The organism is Yinghuangia seranimata, assembly GCF_029953285.1.
Taxonomy (GTDB): domain Bacteria; phylum Actinomycetota; class Actinomycetes; order Streptomycetales; family Streptomycetaceae; genus Yinghuangia; species Yinghuangia seranimata.
Genome location: NZ_JASAOI010000042.1, coordinates 151,231 through 172,832, shown reverse-complemented (window position 1 = coordinate 172,832; position 21,602 = coordinate 151,231). Strand labels below are relative to the sequence as shown.

The 21,602-nt window shown below is 73.1% G+C and carries 18 protein-coding genes; 4 read left to right on the top strand and 14 right to left on the bottom strand.

Going from position 1 to position 21,602, the window contains the following annotated elements:
- The first annotated feature begins 699 nt into the window (after window positions 1-699).
- Both QI554_RS26455 and QI554_RS26450 read left to right on the top strand, forming a co-directional pair.
- Window positions 700-1,116, top strand: coding sequence for a hypothetical protein (locus tag QI554_RS26455; protein WP_281472993.1), 417 nt, complete (start codon window positions 700-702; stop codon window positions 1,114-1,116).
- An 8-nt stretch (window positions 1,117-1,124) separates the two neighbouring features.
- Window positions 1,125-1,733 (top strand): class F sortase, encoded by a 609-nt coding sequence (locus QI554_RS26450; RefSeq protein ID WP_281472991.1) that lies wholly within the window; start codon window positions 1,125-1,127, stop codon window positions 1,731-1,733.
- A gap of 146 nt (window positions 1,734-1,879) precedes the next feature.
- Here the strand turns inward: QI554_RS26450 and QI554_RS26445 are convergent, their stop codons facing one another.
- The 11 genes from QI554_RS26445 to QI554_RS26395 all read right to left on the bottom strand — a co-directional run bounded on the left by QI554_RS26445 (window position 1,880) and on the right by QI554_RS26395 (window position 14,350).
- Window positions 1,880-3,109, bottom strand: coding sequence for a family 2 encapsulin nanocompartment cargo protein terpene cyclase (locus tag QI554_RS26445; RefSeq protein WP_281472990.1), 1,230 nt, complete (start codon window positions 3,107-3,109; stop codon window positions 1,880-1,882).
- 60 nt (window positions 3,110-3,169) lie between these two features.
- A complete protein-coding gene (locus tag QI554_RS26440) occupies window positions 3,170-4,579 on the bottom strand; it encodes a family 2B encapsulin nanocompartment shell protein (protein ID WP_281472989.1) in 1,410 nt (469 codons plus the stop codon).
- A 238-nt stretch (window positions 4,580-4,817) separates the two neighbouring features.
- Complete coding sequence (locus QI554_RS26435; RefSeq protein ID WP_281472987.1) at window positions 4,818-5,663, bottom strand: potassium channel family protein; 846 nt, start codon at window positions 5,661-5,663, stop codon at window positions 4,818-4,820.
- A 137-nt stretch (window positions 5,664-5,800) separates the two neighbouring features.
- Window positions 5,801-6,988 (bottom strand): 4-hydroxybenzoate 3-monooxygenase, encoded by a 1,188-nt coding sequence (locus QI554_RS26430; RefSeq protein ID WP_281472985.1) that lies wholly within the window; start codon window positions 6,986-6,988, stop codon window positions 5,801-5,803.
- Window positions 6,985-8,157, bottom strand: a complete 1,173-nt coding sequence (pcaDC, locus tag QI554_RS26425) for a bifunctional 3-oxoadipate enol-lactonase/4-carboxymuconolactone decarboxylase PcaDC (protein WP_281472982.1) — start codon at window positions 8,155-8,157, stop codon at window positions 6,985-6,987. Before pcaDC ends, QI554_RS26430 begins: the two co-directional genes overlap by 4 nt.
- A 5-nt stretch (window positions 8,158-8,162) precedes the next feature.
- Window positions 8,163-9,995 (bottom strand): lyase family protein, encoded by a 1,833-nt coding sequence (locus QI554_RS26420; protein WP_425528057.1) that lies wholly within the window; start codon window positions 9,993-9,995, stop codon window positions 8,163-8,165.
- Window positions 9,996-10,083: 88 nt separating this feature from the next.
- Window positions 10,084-10,677 (bottom strand): protocatechuate 3,4-dioxygenase subunit alpha, encoded by a 594-nt coding sequence (gene pcaG, locus QI554_RS26415; RefSeq protein WP_281472978.1) that lies wholly within the window; start codon window positions 10,675-10,677, stop codon window positions 10,084-10,086.
- Window positions 10,674-11,444 carry a protocatechuate 3,4-dioxygenase subunit beta gene (pcaH, locus tag QI554_RS26410; RefSeq protein ID WP_281472976.1) on the bottom strand — a complete coding sequence of 257 codons (771 nt, stop codon included), beginning with the start codon at window positions 11,442-11,444 and terminating at the stop codon, window positions 10,674-10,676. Before pcaH ends, pcaG begins: the two co-directional genes overlap by 4 nt.
- Before the next feature lie 62 nt (window positions 11,445-11,506).
- Window positions 11,507-12,685: a thiolase family protein gene (locus tag QI554_RS26405; protein WP_281472974.1), complete on the bottom strand. Its 1,179-nt coding sequence runs from the start codon at window positions 12,683-12,685 to the stop codon at window positions 11,507-11,509.
- Between the two features lie 52 nt (window positions 12,686-12,737).
- Window positions 12,738-13,526, bottom strand: coding sequence for a CoA-transferase subunit beta (locus QI554_RS26400; protein ID WP_281472972.1), 789 nt, complete (start codon window positions 13,524-13,526; stop codon window positions 12,738-12,740).
- On the bottom strand, window positions 13,523-14,350 hold the full coding sequence (locus QI554_RS26395; RefSeq protein ID WP_281472970.1) for a CoA transferase subunit A: 828 nt from the start codon (window positions 14,348-14,350) through the stop codon (window positions 13,523-13,525). The genes QI554_RS26400 and QI554_RS26395 overlap by 4 nt, the downstream gene beginning before the upstream one ends.
- Window positions 14,351-14,719: 369 nt before the next feature.
- Here QI554_RS26395 and QI554_RS26390 point away from each other — a divergent pair, with 369 nt between their 5' ends.
- On the top strand, window positions 14,720-16,363 hold the full coding sequence (locus QI554_RS26390) for an IclR family transcriptional regulator domain-containing protein (RefSeq protein WP_281472968.1): 1,644 nt from the start codon (window positions 14,720-14,722) through the stop codon (window positions 16,361-16,363).
- A gap of 46 nt (window positions 16,364-16,409) precedes the next feature.
- Here the strand turns inward: QI554_RS26390 and QI554_RS26385 are convergent, their stop codons facing one another.
- From QI554_RS26385 to QI554_RS26375, 3 genes are all read right to left on the bottom strand, one after another.
- Entirely contained in the window at window positions 16,410-17,432 is a 1,023-nt protein-coding gene (locus tag QI554_RS26385) for an SIS domain-containing protein (protein WP_281472966.1), read from the bottom strand.
- 78 nt (window positions 17,433-17,510) lie between these two features.
- On the bottom strand, window positions 17,511-18,512 hold the full coding sequence (locus QI554_RS26380; protein WP_281472964.1) for an ROK family protein: 1,002 nt from the start codon (window positions 18,510-18,512) through the stop codon (window positions 17,511-17,513).
- The gene (locus QI554_RS26375; protein WP_281472963.1) at window positions 18,509-19,993 is read right to left on the bottom strand and encodes an APC family permease; all 1,485 of its coding nucleotides are present in this window, start codon (window positions 19,991-19,993) and stop codon (window positions 18,509-18,511) included. Before QI554_RS26375 ends, QI554_RS26380 begins: the two co-directional genes overlap by 4 nt.
- A gap of 182 nt (window positions 19,994-20,175) precedes the next feature.
- On the opposite strand from QI554_RS26375, the gene QI554_RS26370 reads away from it, so the two are divergent.
- Window positions 20,176-21,474, top strand: coding sequence for an ROK family transcriptional regulator (locus QI554_RS26370; protein ID WP_281472962.1), 1,299 nt, complete (start codon window positions 20,176-20,178; stop codon window positions 21,472-21,474).
- The last annotated feature ends 128 nt before the right edge of the window (window positions 21,475-21,602 follow it).

Here is a 21,602-nt window from a genome sequence, read left to right as displayed (position 1 = left end):
CCGCGGGCCGTCCGCGCTGAACCACCTCGCACCTGGCGGGAGGGGCGCGGGGTGTGGACGCGCTTGTTTTGGTTTCCCTGCCGGGCTGCGGTTTCGCTTGGGGTTCCGGGCGGGTTTTGTTGCTGGGGTTCGTTGCGCTGCCGGGCTGCGGTCGTTCTGTGGGTGCGGTGCGGGTTTTCTTGCGGGGTTTTCTTGCGCCGCCGGGGTTCGTTCCAGCGTGGGGCGCGCGACCTCGGACCCCCACCTCACTGTGTCGTCACGTATGCGAATCACCAGAACTCCCTCATTGGGGGGTCTCCGCGTCACACTTGCGTCACCGCGCTCCACTCTCCCTTTAGACCCGCCGCCACCCGGTCGGGTGGGGCTGTACGGGTGGAGTTTCTTTTGCGCTGCGTGTTGCTCGTAAGGGCGTTCGCATCGCTGTCACCTGCGGCGACGGGGTGACGCGTACGCGCGACTGGGCTCGTCGGGTGATGCGGCGCCCGGGTGTTCGGCGCGCGGGTGCGTGGGGGCGGGGTTTGTCTGGTGTATGGAGCGACGGGTGGTCCGTGCTCCGCAGGGGTGTTGTCCCCGGCTCCTGCCGCTTGACGGAGGTCCATCGTGTCCGCAGCCCGCATCGCCGGTGGCCTTGTCGCCGCGGGTGCCCTGGTTGTCCTTTCCGCGCCGACTGCGTTCGCGGCCGGGCCGAGTGTTCCGATTGTGCAGGCGACGCCCGGCAGCGTTGTCGCCGGCGAGGTGGTCAAGCTCGCGCTGACCTGCCCGGACGGAGTGCACGTTGTCGCCGACGGCACGTCCCCCGCGGGCGAGGTGACCTTCGGCGTGGCGACCGGCAACACGTTCGCCGGCACGCTTGTCGTGGCGTCGACGACGACCGCCGGGTCGTACACCATCACCGCGAACTGCTCGTCCGGTCCGCCGGCCAGCAAGCCGGTGACGGCGACGACGACCGTGGTGGTGTCCGGTAAGCCCGTGACGTCGGCGCCGCACACCGGGCTGGGCGGTTCGGTCGCCGGGATGAACAGCACGCAGATCGCCGTCGGCGGCGCCCTTACTGCGGCCGCTGTCGGCGCGGGTCTGTTCAGCCTGCGACGGCGCGGCGCCTCCGGGCGGGCCTGACCGCGAGCGTGGGCATCTTCGGCCTCGGCTGGAAGACGGCGGTGTTCGCGGCCGGTGCGGCGTTGCTCTGGACCGGTGTGCACAGCGGTCAACTTCCGCCGCAGCCGGCCGCGGGCTCCGAGATCGACATAGCGGACGGCTGGCCCAAGCCCGCGCCGCTGGCGCGTGCGGTGCCCACCCGGGTGGAGATCCCCTCGCTCGGCGTGAACGCTCCGCTGATGTCCCTCGGCGTGTCGGACTCGGGGGAGTTGGAGGTCCCGCCCGCCGGAAAGACGAACCTGGCCGGGTGGGACCGCGAGGCGGTCACGCCCGGCCAGGTCGGCACCGCGGTCGTGGTGGGGCATGTCGACGACGAGCGCGGCCCCTCGGTGTTCTACGGCCTCGGGTCGATCACCCGGGGCCAGACGATCCGGATCGACCGCGCCGACGGGCGTACCGCCGAGTTCCGGGTCTACAAGGTCGAGGTGCTCGACCGGGACGACTTCCCGGCGGAGCGGGTGTACGGCGACCGCGACCGGGCCGAGCTGCGTCTGATCACGTGCGGCGGTTCGTTCCACCGCGGTTCGGGCTACACGGCGAATGTGGTGGTGTTCGCCCGGCACACCGCCACCCGCTGACGCCCTTTCAGACGCGGTCTGCGGCGATCAGCAGGTAGTGGAAGCTGCCCTCCCGGGTACTCCGAGATCGACACGCGGGGCGGTTCCTTCGGATCGGCGCGCGTTGGGGGCGTTGGTACGGTTTCGGTGCGGATTGGTGAAGCTCCTTACTGGTAGCGTTCGGTGCTTCTGTGCCATTCGCGGTTGCCGCCGAGCCATGCCCAGATGCCGGCCAGGTAGCGGCGCAGTGCGGGGGAGCCCGTCAGCGCGAGTGCGGCGGCCTCGGCCTCGAAGGTGTGGACGAGTTCGTCGTGGATGCGGGCGGCCTTCTCGACCGCGGCCTGCAGGGAGCAGTTCTCCTCGGCGGCGATCAGCGCGGGCAGGTTGTAGCCGACGGACGGACCGGCGTCCTCGCGGGCCATCGAGTACAGGTCGTTGACGAGGGTGGCGGCGGTGGCGGCGAGTTTGACGGCGCGTCGCACAGCTGGGTCGGCGTATTCGGCGGGCGGGAGTTCGTACCCTCCGACGACGTCGACGAGCGTCATGCACGGCAGGAAGCTGTTGATCTGCCGGGCCGCCAGGTACTCCCACACGGGCGGGCGGTGGCCGCTGGTCCGCCACGAGCCCTCGGCGAGGTACCCGCCGAAGAGCTGGGAGATCTCGTGGCGGAGGCGGTTGACCTGGGTCGGGTCGGCGTAGCGTCCCAGGTGGTCGAGGGCCGAGCGCAGCGCTTTGAGGACCGGGTCGGCGCCTACCGCCTGTTCGAACTGCGGGGTGTATTCACGGGGGAGTTGCGCCGGGTCGACTACTGCGGTCGCTACGCCTAGGCGTGCGCCGAGCAGGGCCGGGTCGGCGCCTGCGCTTTCGTCGTCGCAGTAGTGGTCGTCGCTGGCCCATTCGGCGAGTGCGCACTTGGCGGCGGCCAACAGGCGGTCCGGGTCGTCGGATTCGGGGTGGGTGAGCATGACGAGCCGACCGAAGTTCGCGGCCCGGACGCTTTCCAGGCGGCCGGGGTAGATACCGACCTCGTCGGCCCAGGCGATCAGGCGCTCGTTGACGGCTTCGGCGAGTACCGGGTCGTCGCGTAGCGCGGGTGGGCAGTAAAGGGCTGGGGCGCCTTGTCGGTCGCGGCGGCCGTTTGTGGTGTGGCCGGCTGTGGGTGTGGGTGTGGGTGTGGGTGCGGGCGGGGTGAGTGTCGCGGTCGAGGGCTCTCGGTCCGGGCGGATCCTCGCCGCTGCGGTGCCGAGGCCGGTGGGGCCCGGCAGCCTTGTTCGGCCCGGCCGGGTGCCGCCGGGCGCCGACGTCGGTCCCGAGGGCGGTGCGGCGAGCAAGGCCGCTACGTAGTCTGCGAGTTCGTGTCCCGCCCGGGGCGCGGACACACGGGAGAGTACGGACACCGGGACTCCTCCGTCGTGGTGGCGGTGTCAGGGGGGGGCGATGGGGGTGAGCGCGTCGCGCTAGGCGCGTGGGCGGGACACCTCGACGTTGTCCAGCACGCCCAGCGCGTCCGGCACCATCACGGCGGCCGAGAAGTAGGCGCTGACCAGGTACGAGATCACGGCCTTGTCGTTGACGCCCATGAACCTGACGTTCAGGCTCGGCTCGTACTCGTCGGGGATGCCGGTCTGGTGCAGCCCGATCACGCCCTGGTCGTCCTCGCCGAGCCGCATCGCGAGGATCGAGGAGGTGTGGCCGTCGGTGACCGGGATCTTGCCGCACGGGAAGATCGGCACGCCGCGCCACGCGGGCACCTTGTGGCCGTCGACCTCGGCGCTGTCCGGGTACAGGCCGCGGCTGTTGCACTCGCGCCCGAACGCGGCGACGGCCTTCGGGTGGGCGAGCAGCAGGCGGGTGCCGCGTCGCATGCTGAGCAGCTCGTCGAGGTCGTCCGGGGTCGGCGGGCCGTGGTGGGTGTGGATGCGCTGCCCGGGGTCGACGTTGTGCAGCAGTCCGAACTCGCGGTTGTTGACGAGCTCGAACTCCTGCCGCTCGCGCAGCGCGTGGATCGTGAGTCGGAGTTGCTGCTCGATCTGGTCCATCGGCTCGTTGAACAGGTCGGCGACCCGGCTGTGCACCCGCAGAACGGTCTGGGCGACGCTCAACTGGTACTCGCGCGGCGCGAGTTCGTAGTCTACGAAGGTGCCCGGCAGATCCGTCTCGCCCTCGTGGCCGGCGGCCAGGTCGATCTCCGCCTCGCCCTTCCTGTTGACCGGGCGGTCCGCCGTGGCGAGGTACTGGAGCACCTGGTCGCGCAGCGCGTCCGAGTGGCTGACCAGGTCCTGGAACGCCGGCCAGGGCAGGGCGAGCAGCGTGCCGGACGTGGCGGCCTTGACCGTGTGCGGCCAGGTCGCGTCCGCCTCCAGGAGAGCCTCGTCGCCCAGGTGGTCTCCGTCGGCCAGGACGCCGAGCACCGCGTCCTCGCCGTACTTGCCGGTGCCCATCGTGTTCACCTTGCCGTACGCGATGAGGAAGACCTCGTCGATCGGCTGCCCCGCCTCGACGATCACGTCGCCCGGCGTGAACTCGCGTTGGACGAAGCGGCCGGCGAGGGCGTCGAGCACACCGATGTCGTCGAAGCCACGCAGCGCCGGGACTTCGGTGAGCGACGGCGGCACGACGCGCACCTCGGCGCCGGTCTTGACGAAGCTCACCCGGCCGCGGCCGGCCGCGTAGGTGAGCCTGCGGTTGACGCGGTAGGTGCCGCCGGACACCTGTACCCACGGCAGCATGCGGATCAGCCACCGTGAACTGATGCCCTGCATCTGGGGTTCGGACTTGGTGGTGGTCGCGAGGTTGCGCGCCGCCGCGGTGCTCAGGCTGAGTTGCGCCCGTCCGTTGGCCTCGGTCGGCGTCGCTTCGATCGTCATCGTGCCCGCCCTTCGGTGGGTGCGGCGCGCGTGCGCCGCTGGGGGATGGGGCTGCGAGGGGGTGGGATCGAGGGCGCACGCCGACCCGACCAGTCGGCGGCGGCCCGTCATGCAGACAATCGGACGGCGGAGAACGGCGGGAGCGGCGCGCGATGGTGCGCCAGGGCGCGCGATGGGCGCGCCAGATCCTTGCGCCACATTGGCAACTTGGGTTGTGGCTCGGCTAAATCGCCGTGTATCAGGCTGAGTTGCGCGCCTCGTGAAGGTTTGCTTCGTTCATGCCGTGAGTGTTGTCATGAGACGATTCGCCCTCGGCGCCGAGGGCGCGCGCGGGACGCTTGCGGTCCGGGGCCGTGTCGTCGAGGCGGTCGAGGATCGCGTCCAACCGCCGGTCGATCGCGTCCAGTCGGGCTTCCAGTCGGGCGTCGAGGTCGGCCATCTCGGCGCGCTCCTCGGCCTGTTGCTCCGGCAGGATGATCCGCGTCGCGATGGTCGCCGTCACCACACCCATCATCCCGATCCCGACCACCATCAGGATCGCGCCCACCAGCCGCCCCTCCGGCGTGACCGGGTGGAGGTCGCCGTAGCCGACCGTCGTCACCGTGCTGATCGCCCACCACAACGCGTCAGGGAAGTCGGTGATGTTGGCCCTCGGGTCGTTCCGCTCGGGCGCCACCACGGCCGCCGCGCCCGCCACGAGGATGGTCAGCACGATCGCGAGTGTGCTGACCAGGAGCCGCTCGGCCCGGCCGCGCCGGGCGACGACGCCCACTCTGCCGATCACCGAGATGAGCCGCATGAGGCGCATGGCGGGCAGGGCGACGGCGGCCAGGTCCAGCGGATGCGTCCGAATGAACGTCCACCGGTTGCCGCTGAGGCGGAGCCGGACCAGGAAATCCACGGCGAAGACCGCCCAGACGGCGTACTCGACCAGCAGTATCGCGCTGCCCCGCGCCCGCATCGCCTCGCCGAGCACGAACGTGGTGAGCGAGATGAGCGCGAGCGCGGTCAGCGCGGGCGTGGTCGCCCGTTCCCAGCGCAGGTAGGCCTCGGTCTTGACGGTCTTCGCCGGGGCAGGCGGCATCGTGGGGACTCCGTCCAGCAGGGGAACTGTCAGGATGTCACGCGCCTTTTGCGGCGGTGCGGACGGCGGCGACCGGTGGTATCCGCCGACAATCCGACTAGCGTTCGTCCTTTCGGCCCCCTGCCGGGCGGCCCCGCCTAACCGATCGTCAGACCGGCGTAGTTCTCCGCGACTTCCGCGGCGGCGTGCGGCGACGTCGCGATGCGGTCCAGCTGCGAGAGCTGGAGACGGGTGGTGAAGGGCGACTGCTCCGGGTCGGTGTGCAGCGTCGTCGTCATGAAGTACGAGAAGTGCTCGGCCCGCCACACGCGCTTGAGGCACGTGTCCGAATAGGCCTCCAGCAGGTCGGTCTTGCCGCTCTCCTTGAGGTGGGTGAACGCCCGGGCCAGCACGACGACGTCGGCGGCCGCGAGGTTGAGGCCCTTCGCGCCGGTCGGCGGGACGATGTGCGCGGCGTCGCCGGCCAGGAACACCCGGCCGAAGCGCATCGGCTCGGTGACGTGGCTGCGCATCGGCAGGACCGCCTTCGAGGTGATCGGGCCGCGCGCGAGCCGCCAGTCGCCGTCGACCGCGAACCGGGCGTCCAGCTCGTCCCATATGCGCTCGTCCGACCAGTCCTGCGGGTCCTCGCCGTTCGGCACCTGGAGGTAGAGGCGGCTGACCGTCTCGGAGCGCATGCTGTGCAGGGCGAAGCCGCGCGGCGAGTGGGCGTAGATGAGTTCGTCGCACGACGGCGCGACGTCGGCCAGGATGCCCAGCCACGAGTACGGGTAGGTGCGCTCGTACGTGCGCAGTACGCCCTCGGGGATCGCCCGGCGGGTCACGCCGTGGAAGCCGTCGCAGCCCACCACGTAGCCGCAGGTCAGGGTCCGCTCGACGCCGTCGCGGCGGTAGCGGATGACCGGGGAGTCGGTGTCCGGGCCCTCGACCGCCAGCACCTCGGTGTCGAAGAACAGCGGTGCGCCGTCGGCGAGCTGAAGCGCGATCAGGTCCTTGACGACCTCGGTCTGCGCGTACACCCACACCCGGCGGCCGCCGGTCAGCGCGGGGAAGTCGACCCGGAACGAGCGGCGGTCGAACCGCAGTTCGATGCCCTCGTGCGGGATGCCCTCGCGGTCCAGGCGCTCACCCGCGCCCGACGCGCGCAGCACGTCGACGGTGGACTGCTCCAGGATCCCGGCCCGCTGCCGCTGTTCGACGTAGGCGCGGTCGCGGCTCTCCAGCACGACGCAGTTGACGCCGGCGTTGTGCAGCAGGCGCGCGAGCAGCAGGCCGGCGGGGCCGGCACCGACGATGCCGACGGTGGTGTGCGAGGGGGCGGTCATCGGCGGGTCTCTTCCTGGGAGTCTGCGACGGAGGTGGTGCATTCGAGGTGCTCGGCGATGATCGGCGCGGCTACGGCGAAGGCGGCGTTCGCGGCGGGGACTCCGCAGTAGACGCCGGACTGCAGCAGCACCTCGCCGATCTCGTCAGGCGTCAGGCCGTTGCGCAGTGCGGCGCGTACGTGCATCGCCAGCTCTTCGAGGTGACCGCCCGCGACCAGGGCGGTCAGCGTGACGCAGCTGCGCGTACGCCGGTCCAGGCCGGGGCGGGTCCAGATCTCGCCCCACGCGTAGCGGGTGATGAAGTCCTGGAAGTCGGCGGTGAAGGCGGTTGTGCGGGCGATCGCGCGGTCGACGTGGGCGTCGCCGAGGACGGCCCGACGCACCGTCATGCCGGCGCCGTGGCGGTCCGCGTCGGGGGCCGACGCGCCGAAGTGCCGGGCGAGGGCGGCGGTGACGGGCTCCGGGCGCTCGACGTTGGCCAGGTGCGCGGCTCCCGACACCTCGAGGAGATCCGCGCCGGGGATCGCGTCCGCGAGCTCGCGGGCGTGGGCGGGGGGCGTGGCCGGGTCGTCGCGTCCGGCGACGACCAGGGTCGGGGCGGTGATGCGGGGGAGTTCGGCGCGGACGTCGTAGGCGGCGATGGCGTCGCAGAGTGCGGCGTAGGCCTCGGCGTCCGCGGCGCGGAAGTCCTCGACGAGCGCGTCGGCGGCGGCCGAGTCCCGGGCGCCAGGCGTGAACCAACGGCCGGCGGCGGTCGCGGCGACCGGCCCGGTGCCCTGCTCGCGGACGAGCGCGGCCCGCTCCTGCCAGGGTGTCGGACCGCCGAAGTGCGCGGACGTGCAGACCAGCGCGAGCGACGTGACGCGCTCCGGGTGGTACGCGCCGAGCCACGCACCGACCGCGCCGCCGAGCGAGATCCCGGCGTAGGCGAAGCTCGCGACGCCGAGGGCGTCGGCGAGTTCGAGCACCAGAGCGGACAACTCGGCGACCGTGGACGGCTGGTGTTGTCGGTCGTCGCCGCCGTGCCCGGGCAGGTCCCAGCGGACGACCCGGTACGCGCGGGACAGCGCGGGGATCTGACGGTCCCAGACGCGGAGCGACGTGCCGAGCGACGGTCCGAGCAGGAGGACGGGCGCGTCGGCCGGGCCGTCGATGCGGTGGTTGAGCATGGCGGTCAGCGGGCTTTCCGGGCGAGGAGCACACGGTCGACGAGAGCGAACGCGGCACCGAGATGGCGGGCGGGGTCGGTGAGGGCCGAGAGGTCGGACGATGCGGGTCGGCGTCCGCCGACCGGCTCGGCGCCTGATGGCGCTTCGCCGGTGGCGGGAGTGCGCTGCGGCGCGGTCGAGGAGGGCGCTTCGCCGGTGGCGGGCGTGTTCCGCGGCGCGGTCGACGACGCGGTGTTCGGTTCGGTGTTTTGCGGCTCGCCGGAGTGCGCTGCGTCGGCTGCCGGACCGGACTCTTGGGCGGGCTGCTGCGCGTCGGCCGAGGCCGCGAGGGACCGGGCGGCGTTGCTCGGCGCGGTCGACGACGTGGTGTTCGGTTCGGTGCGCTGCGGCTCGCCGGAGTGCGGTGCGGCGGCGGCCGGATCGGTCGCCTGGCTGGGCTGCTCGGCCGGGGGCGTAGGCGGCTGCGCGGCTGAGTGGTCCGTGCTGGGTATGTCCAACGACGCGAGTTCGGCGCGTAGGGCGGCCTCGAAGGTCGGCTCGGTGCCTGTTCCGACGCTCGTCGCGACGCGTTCGACGAGGCGGCGGGCCTCGCCGCGGCCCAGGAGCGGCTCCAGGCGGACTGCTGCCTGTTCGGCGGCGAGCAGGCCGCCGTTGGCCGCCAGGTTCGCGCGCATGCGGTCGGTGTCGACGCGCAGGTCCGCGAGGAGTTCGGCGGCGTCGCGGGCGGCGCCGCCGACGAGGCGCAGTGCGCTCCGGAGCGACGGCCATTCGGCGTGCCAGGCCCCGGCCGGGCGTTCGTCCTCGGCGGCCATCGACGCGTACAGCACCGACGCGAGCGCTGGGACCTGCCGGGCGGCCGCCGCGATCAGCGTGGCCCGGACCGGGTTGGCCTTGTGCGGCATGGCCGACGAGCCCCCGCCGGTGCCCTCGGCCAGCTCGCCGATCTCGGTGCGGCCCATGACCAGCACGTCGGCGGCGACCTTGCCGAGCGCACCGGAGGCGAAGGCGAGTGCGCCGGCAAGGTCCGCGACCGGGGTACGCAGCACGTGCCACGGCAGCAGCGGTTCCGCGAGCCCGAGTTCGCTGGCGTATTGGGCTACCAGGCGGAGCGAGCGCGTTGCGTCGGAGGTGCTGGATTCCTGCGGGAGTGCGGTGTGCTCGCGCAGCGCTCCGTCGGTGCCTTCGCCCGCGTCCTCCCCAACAACGGATTCCTGGTCGGCAGTGGGGCGCGTTGGGCCGTCCCATTCGGTGGCGGTCGTCGCGGCGAGCAGGCTCGCGTGGCCGGTCTGCTCCCGGTCTGTCGCGGGCCATGCCGCATCGGCCTCGAAGGCCGCCAATGTTCCTGCTGCGCCGCCCAGTTGCGCGGGAAGCCCGTCGCGGACCCGGGTCAGGCGCTCCGCCGCATCCGTCAGCAGGAGCTGCCATCCGGCGGCCTTGAGGCCGAAGGTCGTCGGGACCGCCTGCTGGGTCAGGGTGCGGGCGGCCTGCACTGTGCCCCGGTGTTCGGCCGCCAGGCGTCCTGCTGCCTCGGCGGCGGCCGTCAGGTCGTCGAGCACTGGGCCGAGCGTGCGGGTCGCGACCAGCATCATCGCTGTGTCGAGCACGTCCTGGCTGGTCGCGCCTCGGTGCACGTACGGGGCGGCGGACTTGCCGGCCAGTGCGGTCAGGTCGGCGACCAGGGGGATCACCGGGTTGCCGCCCGCGCGGGCGCGCAGGGCCAGGTCGCGGACGTCGAACCGGTCGGCCCGCGCCGCCGCGTCGACCGCCTCCGCGGCCTCCGGCGGGGCGACGCCGAGGCGGGCCTGCGCGCGGGTCAGGGCCGCCTCGGCGTCCAGCATCGCCTGGAGGAACGCCGCGTCACCGGTCGCCGCCTCGGCCGCCGAGCCGGCGTGACCCGGCGTCAGCAGGCCGACGTCGGCCGAGGGTTCACGCGTGCTCAAGAAACACCGTCTCGTTCTCCCCCTGCAGTCGCACGTCGAACCGGTACGTCCGGTCGGGCCCCGGCACGGCGAGCAGCGTCGCGCGGCGCTCCGGTGCGAGCCGGCCCAGCAGCGCGTCGTCCGCTGCGCCGTCGACCGGCAGGTACGCCCGCGTGTACAGGTGGTGCAGCAGCCCTCGCGCGAACACCGCCACCGCGAGGTACGGCGCCGACGAGGGCGGTGCGAGCGTGTGCACCGCGTACCCGCCGTCGGCGTCGGTCGCGACCCGGGTGAACCCGGTGAACACGTGCGGGTGCCGCCCGAGGAACCCGCCGGTCACCGGGTCGCGGCGCAGCGAGCCCGGTGCGCCGGAGCGCGTGCCGTCGGGGTCGGCCTGCCAGAACTCCAGCAGGGCGTCGGGGATCGGCGCGCCCGATCCGTCGTAGACCACGCCGTGCACGGTGATCGCGTCGGGGCGGCCCGGCGGCACGGCTTCGGGCCCGCCGGGGAACGGCAGCGCGTAGCCGTAGAACGGGCCGACGGTCTGCGCCGGCGTCGGCGGCAACAGCGGTTGTCCGGAGGTCTGCTGAGGCGGCGTCATGCGCGGCCCTCCTCGATCCAGGTGGCGGTCGGCCCGTCCAGCACGATGTCCCAGCGGTAGCCGAGCGAGAACTCCGGTACGGACAGGTCGTGGTCGTATGCGGCCACGAGCCGCTGTCGGGCCGCGTCGTCCGTCACCGACTGGAGGATCGGGTCGTACGCGAACAGCGGGTCGCCGGGGAAGTACATCTGCGTCACGAGCCGCTGGGTGAACGCGGCGCCGAACAGCGAGAAGTGGATGTGCGCCGGGCGCCACGCGTTGACGTGGTTCCGCCACGGGTAGGCGCCGGGCTTGACGGTGGTGAAGGTGTAGCGGCCCTCGTCGTCCGTCAGGCAGCGCCCGGCGCCGGTGAAGTTCGGGTCCAGCGGCGCGGGGTGCCGGTCGCGCTGGTGGGCGTAGCGGCCGGACGCGTTGGCCTGCCAGATCTCCACGAGCTGGCCGCGCACCGGGCGCCCGGCGCGGTCCAGGACCTGGCCGGTCACGGTGATCCGCTCGCCGAGCGGCTCGCCGACGTGCTGCGCGGTCAGGTCCGCGTCCCAGTCGGTGACGTCGGTGACGCCGAACACCGGGCCCGACAGTTCGACCGCGTCGGGGTCCGCGACCCGCTCCAGCGGGTTGTGCGGGTGCCGCAACGCGCTGCTGCGGTACGGGAGGTAGCCGCGGTCGGGGTGGTGGCCCTCGGGCGCGCCGCCGGCCCGCGCGGCGGCGTAACCGTCGCGCGCCTCCGCGATCTCCTTCGATATCAGTTCCTGCGTGGGATCGCCCACAGCCGTCACTCCTCCGCCGACTCCTGTGCTGTTCCTGTCTGGTGCGTCCTGCGTCGCCGCGGTCAGCGTTCGAGCACGACCGCGAGGCCCTGCCCGACGCCGATGCACAGCGCCGCGACGCCCACGCCCGAGCCGGCGTCGGCCAGTTGCCGTGCGACCGTGCCGACGAGCCGGGCGCCGGAGGCACCGAGCGGGTGGCCGATGGCGATCGCTCCGCCGTACGGGTTCACGATGTCCGGGTTCAGCTCCGGGAGTTCGTGCAGGCAGCCGAGGACCTGGGCGGCGAACGCCTCGTTGAGTTCGACGGTCGCCAGCTCGTCCCAGGCCCGCCCGGACTTGGCGACCGCGCGCCGCACGGCCTCCACGGGGCCCAGCCCGAACAGGTGCGGCTCGATGCCGGTCACCGCGCGGGCGCCGATGCGGGCCAGCGGTTCGCGGCCCAGCTCGCGCAGCCCGGCCTCGTCGCACAGCAGCAGGGCCGAGGCGCCGTCCGTGAGCGGGGACGAGTTGCCCGCGGTGACCGTGCCGTCCTTCCGGAACGCCGGCTTGAGCCGGGCCAGTCCCTCCATGCTGCCGCCCTCGCGCACGGCCTCGTCGCGCGCCAGGTCGACGCCGGGGTAGTCGACGACCTCGGCCGCGAACCGGCCGTCCTTCCAGGCCCGCACCGCCTTGTCGTGGCTGGCCAGGGCGAAGGCGTCCTGGTCCGCGCGGGAGACGGAGGTGCGCTCGGCGACGAGTTCGGCGCCCTCGCCGAGCCCGATCGTCCACTCCTTGGGCATCGCGGGGTTGACCATGCGCCAGCCCAGCGTCGTCGAGTACAGCTCCTGGTGGCCGGCCGGGAAGCCGCGTTCGGGCTTCGGCAGCACCCACGGCGCACGCGACATCGACTCGACGCCGCCGGCCACCGCGATCGACGCGTCGCCGACCGCGATCGCCCGCGCGGCCTGGATGACAGCCTCCATGCCGGAGCCGCACAGCCGGTTGACGGTGGTGCCGGGCACCGACGTGGGAAGTCCCGCCAGCAGCACCGCCATGCGCGCGACGTTGCGGTTGTCCTCGCCCGCGCCGTTCGCGTCGCCGAAGAACACGTCGTCCACGCGCGCCGGGTCGAGCTCGGGGGCGCGGTCGAGGAGCGCGCGGACGACGTGCGCGGCCAGGTCGTCGGGGCGGACGCCGGACAGCGCGCCGCCGTACTTGCCGAACGGGGTGCGGACCGCGTCGACGATGAAGACGTCGTTCATACCGCGAGCCTTTCTGGAAGCCGGAGTTCGGATGGTCGAGCGGACGAGGGGATCAGGCGGCCTTGAGCGCGCGCAGGGCGGTGAGCTCGTCGGCGGTCGGCGGCTCCGTGACGCCGACCTCGGGTGCCACGGCGAGTGGCCAGCCGGTCGCCTCACGCACCTGATTCACCGTCACACCGGGGTGGAGTTCGGTGAGTTCGAGCTCGCTCGTCGTCGCGGACGGGCGGAGCACGCCGAGGTCGGTGATGACCGCCACCGGGCCGCGCCCGCGCAGGCCGAGCCGCGCGCGGTCGCCGACGCCGTCGCCGTGGCCGACCGAGGTGCGGAAGTCCAGGGCGGCGACCATGTTGCGCGGCGAGTGCCGCAGCACGATGAGCACCTCGCCGCAGTTCGCGGCGATCTCGGGCGCGCCGCCCGCACCCGGCAGTCGGCCCTCCGGACGGTCGGGACCGCGGTCGACGATCGTGGTGTTGATGTTGCCGAAGCGGTCGAGCTGCGCCGCGCCGAGGAACCCGACGTCGATCCGGCCGCCCTGGAGCCAGTAGTTGAACATCTCGGGCACGGACACCACCGCGTCGGCGGTGTCGGCGAGTTCGCCGTCGCCGATGGACAGCGGCAGCCGCGTCGGCTTGGCGCCGATCGCGCCCGACTCGTAGATCAGCACCAGGTCGGGGTTGGCGGTGCGGCGCGCCAGGTTGGCCGCGGTGCTCGGCAGGCCGATGCCGACGAAGCAGGTTCGCGCGGCGGCCAGTGCCCGGGCGGCGTTGACGGTCATGAGCTCGTCGCTGCTCCAGGCGGGCGCGGCGGAGCGGTCGGAGGGGGCGGTGGCTGCGGTGGTCATGCCGGGACGGCTCCTTCGCGCTGCGCGGGGAACGTGCGGTCGAGCCAGGCGGTGAACGCGTCGCGGTCCCGCGCGACGGCGTCCCAGGCCTGGTAGTGGGCGTTGTCGCGGACCGAGTAGCCCGCCGCGTACGAGGGGTGCGCGCCGCCGGGGACCTCGGCGATCGCGTCCACCGTCCACGACGCCAGCACGACCGCGCCGGGCCGGGGCTCGAACGCGTCCACGACCTCCTCGACGGTCACCAGGACTCGCTTCGCGGCCAGCGCGGCCTCCTTCTGGACGCCGGTCAGCCCCCAGAACCGCACGTTGCCCGCGCGGTCGGCCTGCTGGGCGTGGATGACGGTGACGTCCGGGTTGACCGCCGCCACCGCGGCCAGCTCCTCGCCCGTGAACGGGCAGGTCACGGTCGAGACGGTGGAGGTGCGGCCGCCGAGGTCGGTGCCGCGGTAGCCGCGCAGCACCGCGAAGGGCAGCCCGGAGGCACCCGCGACGTAGCGGTTCGCCATGCCGGCGTGGCTGTGCTCGTCCAGCTCGAGCGGGCGCGGCCAGCCGTTCTCGACCGCGTCCCGGAACCGGTGCAGCGACCCGACGCCCGGGTTGCCGCCCCACGAGAACACCAGTTTGCGGACCAGGCCGGCGCCGATGAGCTGGTCGTAGATGACGTCGGGCGTCATGCGGACCAGGGTCAGGTCGGTGATGCGCTGCCTGATGATCTCGTGCGCGGCGGCGAACGGAATCAGGTGCGTGAAGCCTTCCATCGCGACGGTGTCCCCGTCGTGGATCAGCTCCGCCACCGCGTCGCGCAGCGGCCGGATCTCGGACATGCCCTCACCTTCCCTGTTCGCTCAGTGAACTATTGTTCAAACAAGCGCGCAGAGTGTGCCGGGGGCCGTCGGCCGTGTCAACGGTTCGGCGGGCGGGACGACGAGACTGTGTGGGAGCACCCAGTGGACGAGAAGGAGCGGTCAGGCGACGACCGGGACCCCGTGGCGGCGGCCACCGGCGCCCCGGACCCCGGCACGCCGGCACGGACGGGGCCGCGACGCGCCGAGCCCGCGGCCCCGGCGGAGGCGCCGGAGACGCATGACCAGGCGCGGAACGCTCCCGGGCCCGCCGGTCAGGCGCGACCGTCGGAACCGGGGCCGGCGGAGACGCCCTCGTCCGAGCCGCCGCCGGAGGCCGTAGCGCCCCTCATGCGCGGGATCGCGGTGATCCAGGCGCTCGCCGCCTCGCGGGGCCGGCGGCGGGTGTCCGAGCTCGCGCGGGTGACCGGGCTCGCGCGGTCCACGGTCGACCGGGTGCTGAGCACGCTGGAGCGGCTGGGCTACGTCCGCCCGTACGAGGGCGACGCCGTCCTCACGCCGGCCCTGATGGAGCTCGGCAACGCCTACCTCGCCGCCAGCCGCGTGCCCGACACGCTCGGGCCGATCGCGGACGCGCTGGCCGACGAGCTGGACGAGTCCGTCTCGCTCGCGGTGCCGGACGCCGACGGCGCCCGCTTCGTCCACCAGGCCACCCGGCGGCGCGCCATGTCGCTCGCGTTCCGCATCGGGGACCGGCTGCCCGCCGAGCTCGGCGCGCCGGGCGTGCTGTTCGCCGCCGCATGGGACGAGCAGGACTGGGCCGCGTGGCGGCATCGCCGCGCGGCCGACCCGGACGCAACCGCGTTCGCCGCCGTGCCGCCCGGAGCCGTCGCCGCGACGGGGGACGAGCGGGTCTTCCGGGCCCGGGTCGAGGCGTCCCACCGGGACGGCACGGGCGTCGACGACCAGATGATCGAACCCGGACTCGTGGCGATCGCACTGCCGGTCCCCGACCCCGCGGGCGGCATCGCGTGCGCGCTCAGCGTGGTCAGCCACACCAGCCGCCAGACCGTCGACTCGCTGCGGGAGACGGTCCTTCCCCGCATGCGGGAGGTGGCCGACCGCATGGCGGCCGGACTGGCCGGGCCATCCGAGGCGTCGCCGGACGAGACCTCTGCCTCCCCGCCGACCCACGGCACGCCGGACGCCCCCGCCGGATCCGCCGCCCGCCTGGCCGCGAAGTCCGACCTCGGCCCCGAGTTCGTCGAGTCGCTGGCCCGCGGCCTGGCGGTCGTCACCGCGCTGGGCGGGTCCGCCGAAGGGCTCCCGCTGTCGGCCGTGGCCGACGCCTCCGGCCTGGCCCGCGCGACCGCGCGCCGCGCGCTGATCACCCTGACCTACCTCGGCTACGTCACCGGCGACGGCAAGCGGTTCCGGCTCACCCCGAAGGTCCTCGACCTGGGCTACAGCCATTTGTCGGGGCTGACCCTGCCGCAGATCGCCCGCCCGCACCTGGCGGCGCTCGCCGAGCGGGTCCACGACTCGGCGTCGCTCGCGATCCTCGCGGGGGACGACATCCAGTACGCCGGCCGGGTGGCCGTCGCGCGGGTGATGAGCGTGAACATCACCGTCGGCACCCGGCTCCCGGCGTACGCGACGGCCATGGGCCGGGTGCTCCTTGCCGGCCTGACCGCCGCCGACCGCGCCGCCTACCTCGACCGGGTGGAACTACCCGCGCTCACCCCGCACACCGTCACCGCACCCGCCGACCTGGACGCCCTCCTGACCGCGACGGCCCAGGCCGGTTTCGCGCTCGCCGAGGACGAACTCGAGGTGGGCCTGCGCTCGATCGCCGTCCCGGTGCGGGACCGGCAGGGGAAGGTGATCGCCGCAGTGAACGTGGCGATGCACGTACGCCGCCGCACCGTCGCCGAGACCGAGGCCGACGTCCTGCCGCCGCTGCGCGCGGCCGCGGCCAGGATCGAACGCGACCTGCGGACGGCGACGAGGTACTCGGGGACGGCGGTGGTCTGACGGGCCGCCGCCACCCGAGCGGCCCCCGAGGACGGCGACCCAAGCCTCAATACGTCGCCGTCACCTTCGACAACGCCCGCGGCCGATCGGGGTCCCACCCGCGCCGCAGGGCGAAGGCCCGGGCCAGTTGCTGCAAGCGCACGGTGGCGGCGACGGCCCGTGCCGCTTCCGGGAGTTCGCCGGCCTCATGGGGCAGTGCCAGATCGGCGTACGGGATTCCGTCCGAAGCCAGCCTCCGGCGGAGCTCGGCCACGTCGGGCGAGGTCGGGCCGCCGAGGTCGACGAGCAGGACCGGGACGTCGTGGTCGAGCGCGGCGATCGGACCGTGCAGCAGATCGGCCACGGAGATGCCCTCCGCGAACAGGCCCGACGTCTCACGGATCTTCAACGCCCCCTCCATCGCGACCGCCCCGCCGAGGCCACGCCCTGCGACCACGAGGCGGTCGTGGTGCGCCCAGGCCGCCGCCAGGTCCTCACCGCGATGCGGGTCGGCGAGGAGCAGGCGTACGACGTCCGGCAGTTCGGGCGCCGGGGCCCAGAGCGCCGGCGGCAGCGAACCGAGTCCCGCCGCCAGACCCGCGAGGGCGAGGAACTGCGCGGTCACGGTCTTGGTCGCGGGGACGGCGAGTTCAGGCCCCGCATCGGTCGCGACCGTCAGGTCGGCGACCGAGGCGAGCGGGCCCGTGGCGTCGTTGGTCACCGCGACGACACGAGCACCGCGCTCGCGGGCCGAGGCCGCCGCCGTGACGATCTCCGGCGTCCGACCGGACTGGCTCAAGGCCACGAACAGGTAACCGGTGTAGTCGACTTCGGCGTGGTAGCGGGTGGTGATGCTGGGCGAACCGAGACCGGTGGGCCGCCCGGACGCCGCCTCGATCAGGTAGCGCCCGAACGCCGCAGCGTTGTCGGACGAACCGCGCGCAACCAGCACGGTCCCCGCCAACGGTTCCGGCCGCAACGTGTGCATCCGCTCACCGAGTTCGGGGAGCCGGACGAGCAGACGCGCCAGCACATCAGGTTGTTCAGCCATCTCCGCGGCCATCAGCGAACCGGGGGAGCCTGCGGTCATGCGGATCACTCCTTACAAGAACGTATGCGCGGTAATGCGGCGGCGCGGCGCGCCAGCGCCCGCGCCCGCGCGCCCACTTCAACTCCCAGCCGTCTCCACCGCGAGGGCAAGCGCTCCCCGCAGCGCCGCATCTTGCGGGTACGCGGCGGCGACCAACTCCGGCGGAAACGGCACCGCTTCGTCCAGCCTCCGGCGAAGCGCCGGCAGAACCCGGTCGGCCGAGCGCATCAAGCCGCCTGTCACCGCGATCCGTTGCGGATCCACAGCCAGCGCGAGGTTGGCCACATGCACGGCGATCTCATCCAGAACCTCATCGACAAGCTCCGCCGTGCGCGGGTCGGGATCGCCAAAGGCGTCGCCGGACTCGGGCGCACGCCCGAGCAGTTGCGTTGCCCGGCGGACCAGGGCGATGCCCGAGGCGTGCTCCTCCAGCGGTGCCCGCCCCGCCGTATAGCCGACGTCTCCACGCGAACGCAGGTTGTAGCCGATTTCCCCGGCCGCGCCGTGCGCGCCGCCGAGGACGCGGCCGCCGATCACCAGCGCGGCCGCGATGCCGGTGCCGAGGCTGAGCAGGATCCCCGGATCGGCGTCGCGGAGGGCGCCCCACCGGGCCTCGGCCTCGGCGGCGGCCTTGGCGTCGGTGCCGACGCCGATCCGCGCCGGGTCGAGGCCCAGTCCGTCGTGCAGCAGTGCTGGGAGGGCGAGTTCGCCCCAGCCGGGCACGTTGGGGGCGAGCAGTACACGGTCGGGCAGGACGATGCCGGGGCTGACCGCGGCGGCGCCCACGAGCCGGCCTCCGGTGCGGGATTCCGTCTCCGCGATCAGCTCGCGGGCGGCCGCAAGGGCCCGGTGTACGGCTTGCTCGGCGCCGGCCTCGGCCGAGGTAGGAAGCCGGGTGGCGGCCAGAATCTCGCCGTCCGCGCGGGCGACGGCAACCGCGGTCTTCGTGCCGCCGAAGTCGATCCCGCACACGAAGTCGCCGTCACCAAAAGGATCTTGTTGCTTCTCCGGCGACCCCGCGCCGGAGCGGACCGCGGCCCGCTCCGGCGCTCGGCCGTCGGCGACGTGCGCCGTGCTCACACAACCTCCGCGCTCGTCGTGCCCGCCGCCGCGACCCCGTCGACCCCGTCAACGCTGTCAAGCGTCGCCGCCCCGCGATACTGCTCGACGATGTCCTTGCCGCCGAACGGCCAGGTCCGCTCCACCTTCGCCCACACGAGGAACGCGACGCAGCCGGCGGCGACCCACACCAGCGACCACTCGATGGGATGCCGTCCGGGCGAGTTCTTGTCGGCGTAGCAGAAGATCGCGACCCACCCGGCGAGCGCGACCAGCGCCGGCACGGGGTACAGCCACATCCGGTACGGCCGTTTCAGGTCCGGCTGCCGGCGCCGAAGCACGACCAGCGCCGCGATCTGGGCGACCGCCTGCACGATGACCATGACCGCGGTCAGCAGCACGATGATCGTGTTGAAGTCGGTGTGGTGGCCGATCAGGAACCCGGCGGCGGTGACGACGCCCATCGCCAGCAGGCCCAGCGTCGGGAACTTGTGCTTGGGGTGCAGTCGGCCGAACGCCGTGAAGAACACCTTGTCGCGCGCAGCGTCGTACGGCACCCGCGAGCCGCCGAGCAGGCCTGTGAACACCGACGCGAACGCCGTGATCAGGATCAGCACGGTGATGGTCTTGGCGGCGCCGGTGCCCCAGGCCTTCTCCAGGACCAGCGACCCGATCGACGACGAGCCGGTGATCGTGTCCGTGTCGGTCACCCCGAGCACGCCGATCTGCATCACCAGGTAGATCGCCGCGATCGCGACGATCGAGTACACGGTGGCGCGCGGCAGGATGCGGCCCGGCTGCTTGATCTCGGACCCGATGTAGGCGGTCGTGTTGTAGCCGAGGTAGTCGTAGATGCCGATGTTCAGGCCGCCGATGAAGGCCAGCCAGAACGTCGACGTACCGACGTCGAAGGCACCGCGCGGGTAGGTGAAGGCGAGGTCCGCGTCGAAGTTCGTGTACGACGCAATGATCACGGCGGTGACGCTGACGACCATGACGACCCACATGACGCTCGTCAGCAGGCCGATCGACTCGATCCGGCGCCACAGGAGCGCGATCACCAGCACCACCACGCCGACGCCGACGACGTCGCCCTGCGTCTCGGTCATGGACGGCCAGAGGTACTCGAGGTACTGGACGAGGCCCAGCACGCCGGTCGACATGATCAGCGGGATGAACAGCATGGCCGTCCAGACGAACAGGAACGGCATCAGGCGTCCGGTGCGGTACTGGAACGCCTCGCGCAGGTACACGTACGTGCCGCCGGCGCCGGGCATGGCGGCGCCGAGTTCGGCCCACACCAGGCCGTCGGCCAGCGCGAGGACGGCGCCGGCCAGGAAACCGAGGATGGCCTGGGGGCCGCCGAACGTCCCGACCATGATCGGGATGGTGACGAACGGCCCGATGCCGCACATCTGGCTCATGTTGATCGCGGTCGCCTGGAACAGGCCGATCCGGCGGTTGAGTCCGCCGGCCGCGTCCGGTCTTGGACCAGCGCTCACGGTGCACCTCCGAACGAAAGGGGGGAGTGGGGGACGAGCACAGCGCGCCTGAAGCTTTAGTAAAGTTAAATACCTTTACTAAACCCGTCAAGGGGTCGCGGGACACGGGCTCGGCAAAACCCGCCCCCCGACGCGCCGTACAGTGACGACCTGGCGACACAACCGCTCGGCCGGAGGCACCGATGACCACAGGGCAGTTCACCGCGGGATCCGACCCGGACACGCCGGGCCCGGCGGCGGGCGGCCCCGGGGTGGGCGGAAGCGGCGGATGGAACCGCGGCGTACTGCGCAACATCAACGAGCGCGTCCTGCTCGACCGCGTATGGACCGGCGGACCCGTCTCCCGCGCCCAACTCGCCCGCGACACGGGGCTGTCCAAGCCCACCGTGTCCACGGCCCTCGACAACCTCGAACGCGCGGGCCTGGTCCGCCCGGTCGGCCTCGACACGCCCGCCCGCGGCCGGTCCGCCGTCCTCTACGAGCCGGACCCGGGCGCGGGGCACGTGGTCGGCATCGACGTAGGCCGCTCGTGGATCCGCGTAGCCGTCGCCGACCTGGCCGGCCGCGTCGTGGCCCGCGAGGACCGGCCCAACAAGGCCCGCAGCGCGGGCATCATGCTGCACGCGGCCGCGACCCAGGCACACGACATCCTGGCGAGCGTGGGCCTGGGCCCGTCCGCCGTCGTGCACTCGGTCATGGGCTGCCCGGGCGTGTACGACCCGCGCTCGGACCGCATCGAGTACGCCGTCAACCTGCCGGGCGGCTGGGGCCGTCCGGGCCTGCGCGCCCGCATGCAGGAGGCCCTCGAGTCCACGGTCGACGTCGTCAACGACGCCAACCTCGCCGCACTCGGCGAGTACCACAGCGGCGCGGGCGCCGGATCACCCCTGTTCGTCTACGTCACCGTCGGCACCGGCCTCGGCATGGGCGTCGTCGCCGACGGGCGGGTCTTCCAGGGAGCACACGGCGCGGCCGGCGAGATCGGCTACCTGCCGCTCTCCCCGAGGGCCACCGACGACCCGGCGGCCAGGCCCGCGGCCCCGACCGCGGCCACCGCCCCGCGCCGAGGCATGCTCGAGGACGCCGTTTCCGCCGACGCCGTCGTCCGCGCCGCCGTCGCCCGAGGCATGCCGGGCAACCCGACGGCCAAGGACGTGTTCGACGCAGCGCGCCTAGGACCGGGCCCGGCCGCCGACGCCGTACAGCAGGAGGCCGCCCGCCTGGCCCACGTCGTCGCCGCCGTCAGCGCCGTCATCGACCCCGAACTCGTCGTCCTGGGCGGCGGCATCGGCGCCAACGCGGACCTGCTGCTCGAGCCGATGACCGCCGAACTGCACACCCTGACCCCGCTGCGCCCGCACGTCACGGTCAGCAGCCTCGGCGGCGACGCGGTGCTCCTGGGCGCGGTGGCGACGGCCGTCGAGACGGCCAGGGAACAGGTGTTCGCGCGCTACACGGCCTGGGCGCAGGAACAGGGCTGACCCGCAGCCGAACATAACGGCGAACAGCCCGACATGACGGTGATTTCCGGCCATACCAGCCGCACTCCGCATGCGGGCCCGGTACCCGGGTAGCGCGCCACCGGGCCGCACGGTGCGGCCCGGCGCGG

Bases quoted from the DNA above. Each gene is read 5' to 3' on its own strand.
- QI554_RS26395 (WP_281472970.1), bottom strand. From the start codon at position 14,350: ATGTCCGAGATCCGGCCGCTGCGCGACGCGGTGGCGGAGCTGATCCAC.
- pcaDC (WP_281472982.1), bottom strand. From the start codon at position 8,157: ATGCTCAACCACCGCATCGACGGCCCGGCCGACGCGCCCGTCCTCCTG.
- QI554_RS26405 (WP_281472974.1), bottom strand. From the start codon at position 12,685: ATGAACGACGTCTTCATCGTCGACGCGGTCCGCACCCCGTTCGGCAAG.
- QI554_RS26390 (WP_281472968.1), top strand. From the start codon at position 14,720: ATGCGCGGGATCGCGGTGATCCAGGCGCTCGCCGCCTCGCGGGGCCGG.
- QI554_RS26420 (WP_425528057.1), bottom strand. From the start codon at position 9,995: ATGCTGGACGCCGAGGCGGCCCTGACCCGCGCGCAGGCCCGCCTCGGC.
- pcaG (WP_281472978.1), bottom strand. From the start codon at position 10,677: ATGACGCCGCCTCAGCAGACCTCCGGACAACCGCTGTTGCCGCCGACG.
- QI554_RS26370 (WP_281472962.1), top strand. From the start codon at position 20,176: ATGACCACAGGGCAGTTCACCGCGGGATCCGACCCGGACACGCCGGGC.
- QI554_RS26400 (WP_281472972.1), bottom strand. From the start codon at position 13,526: ATGACCACCGCAGCCACCGCCCCCTCCGACCGCTCCGCCGCGCCCGCC.
- QI554_RS26430 (WP_281472985.1), bottom strand. From the start codon at position 6,988: ATGACCGCCCCCTCGCACACCACCGTCGGCATCGTCGGTGCCGGCCCC.
- QI554_RS26385 (WP_281472966.1), bottom strand. From the start codon at position 17,432: ATGACCGCAGGCTCCCCCGGTTCGCTGATGGCCGCGGAGATGGCTGAA.
- QI554_RS26435 (WP_281472987.1), bottom strand. From the start codon at position 5,663: ATGCCGCCTGCCCCGGCGAAGACCGTCAAGACCGAGGCCTACCTGCGC.
- QI554_RS26440 (WP_281472989.1), bottom strand. From the start codon at position 4,579: ATGACGATCGAAGCGACGCCGACCGAGGCCAACGGACGGGCGCAACTC.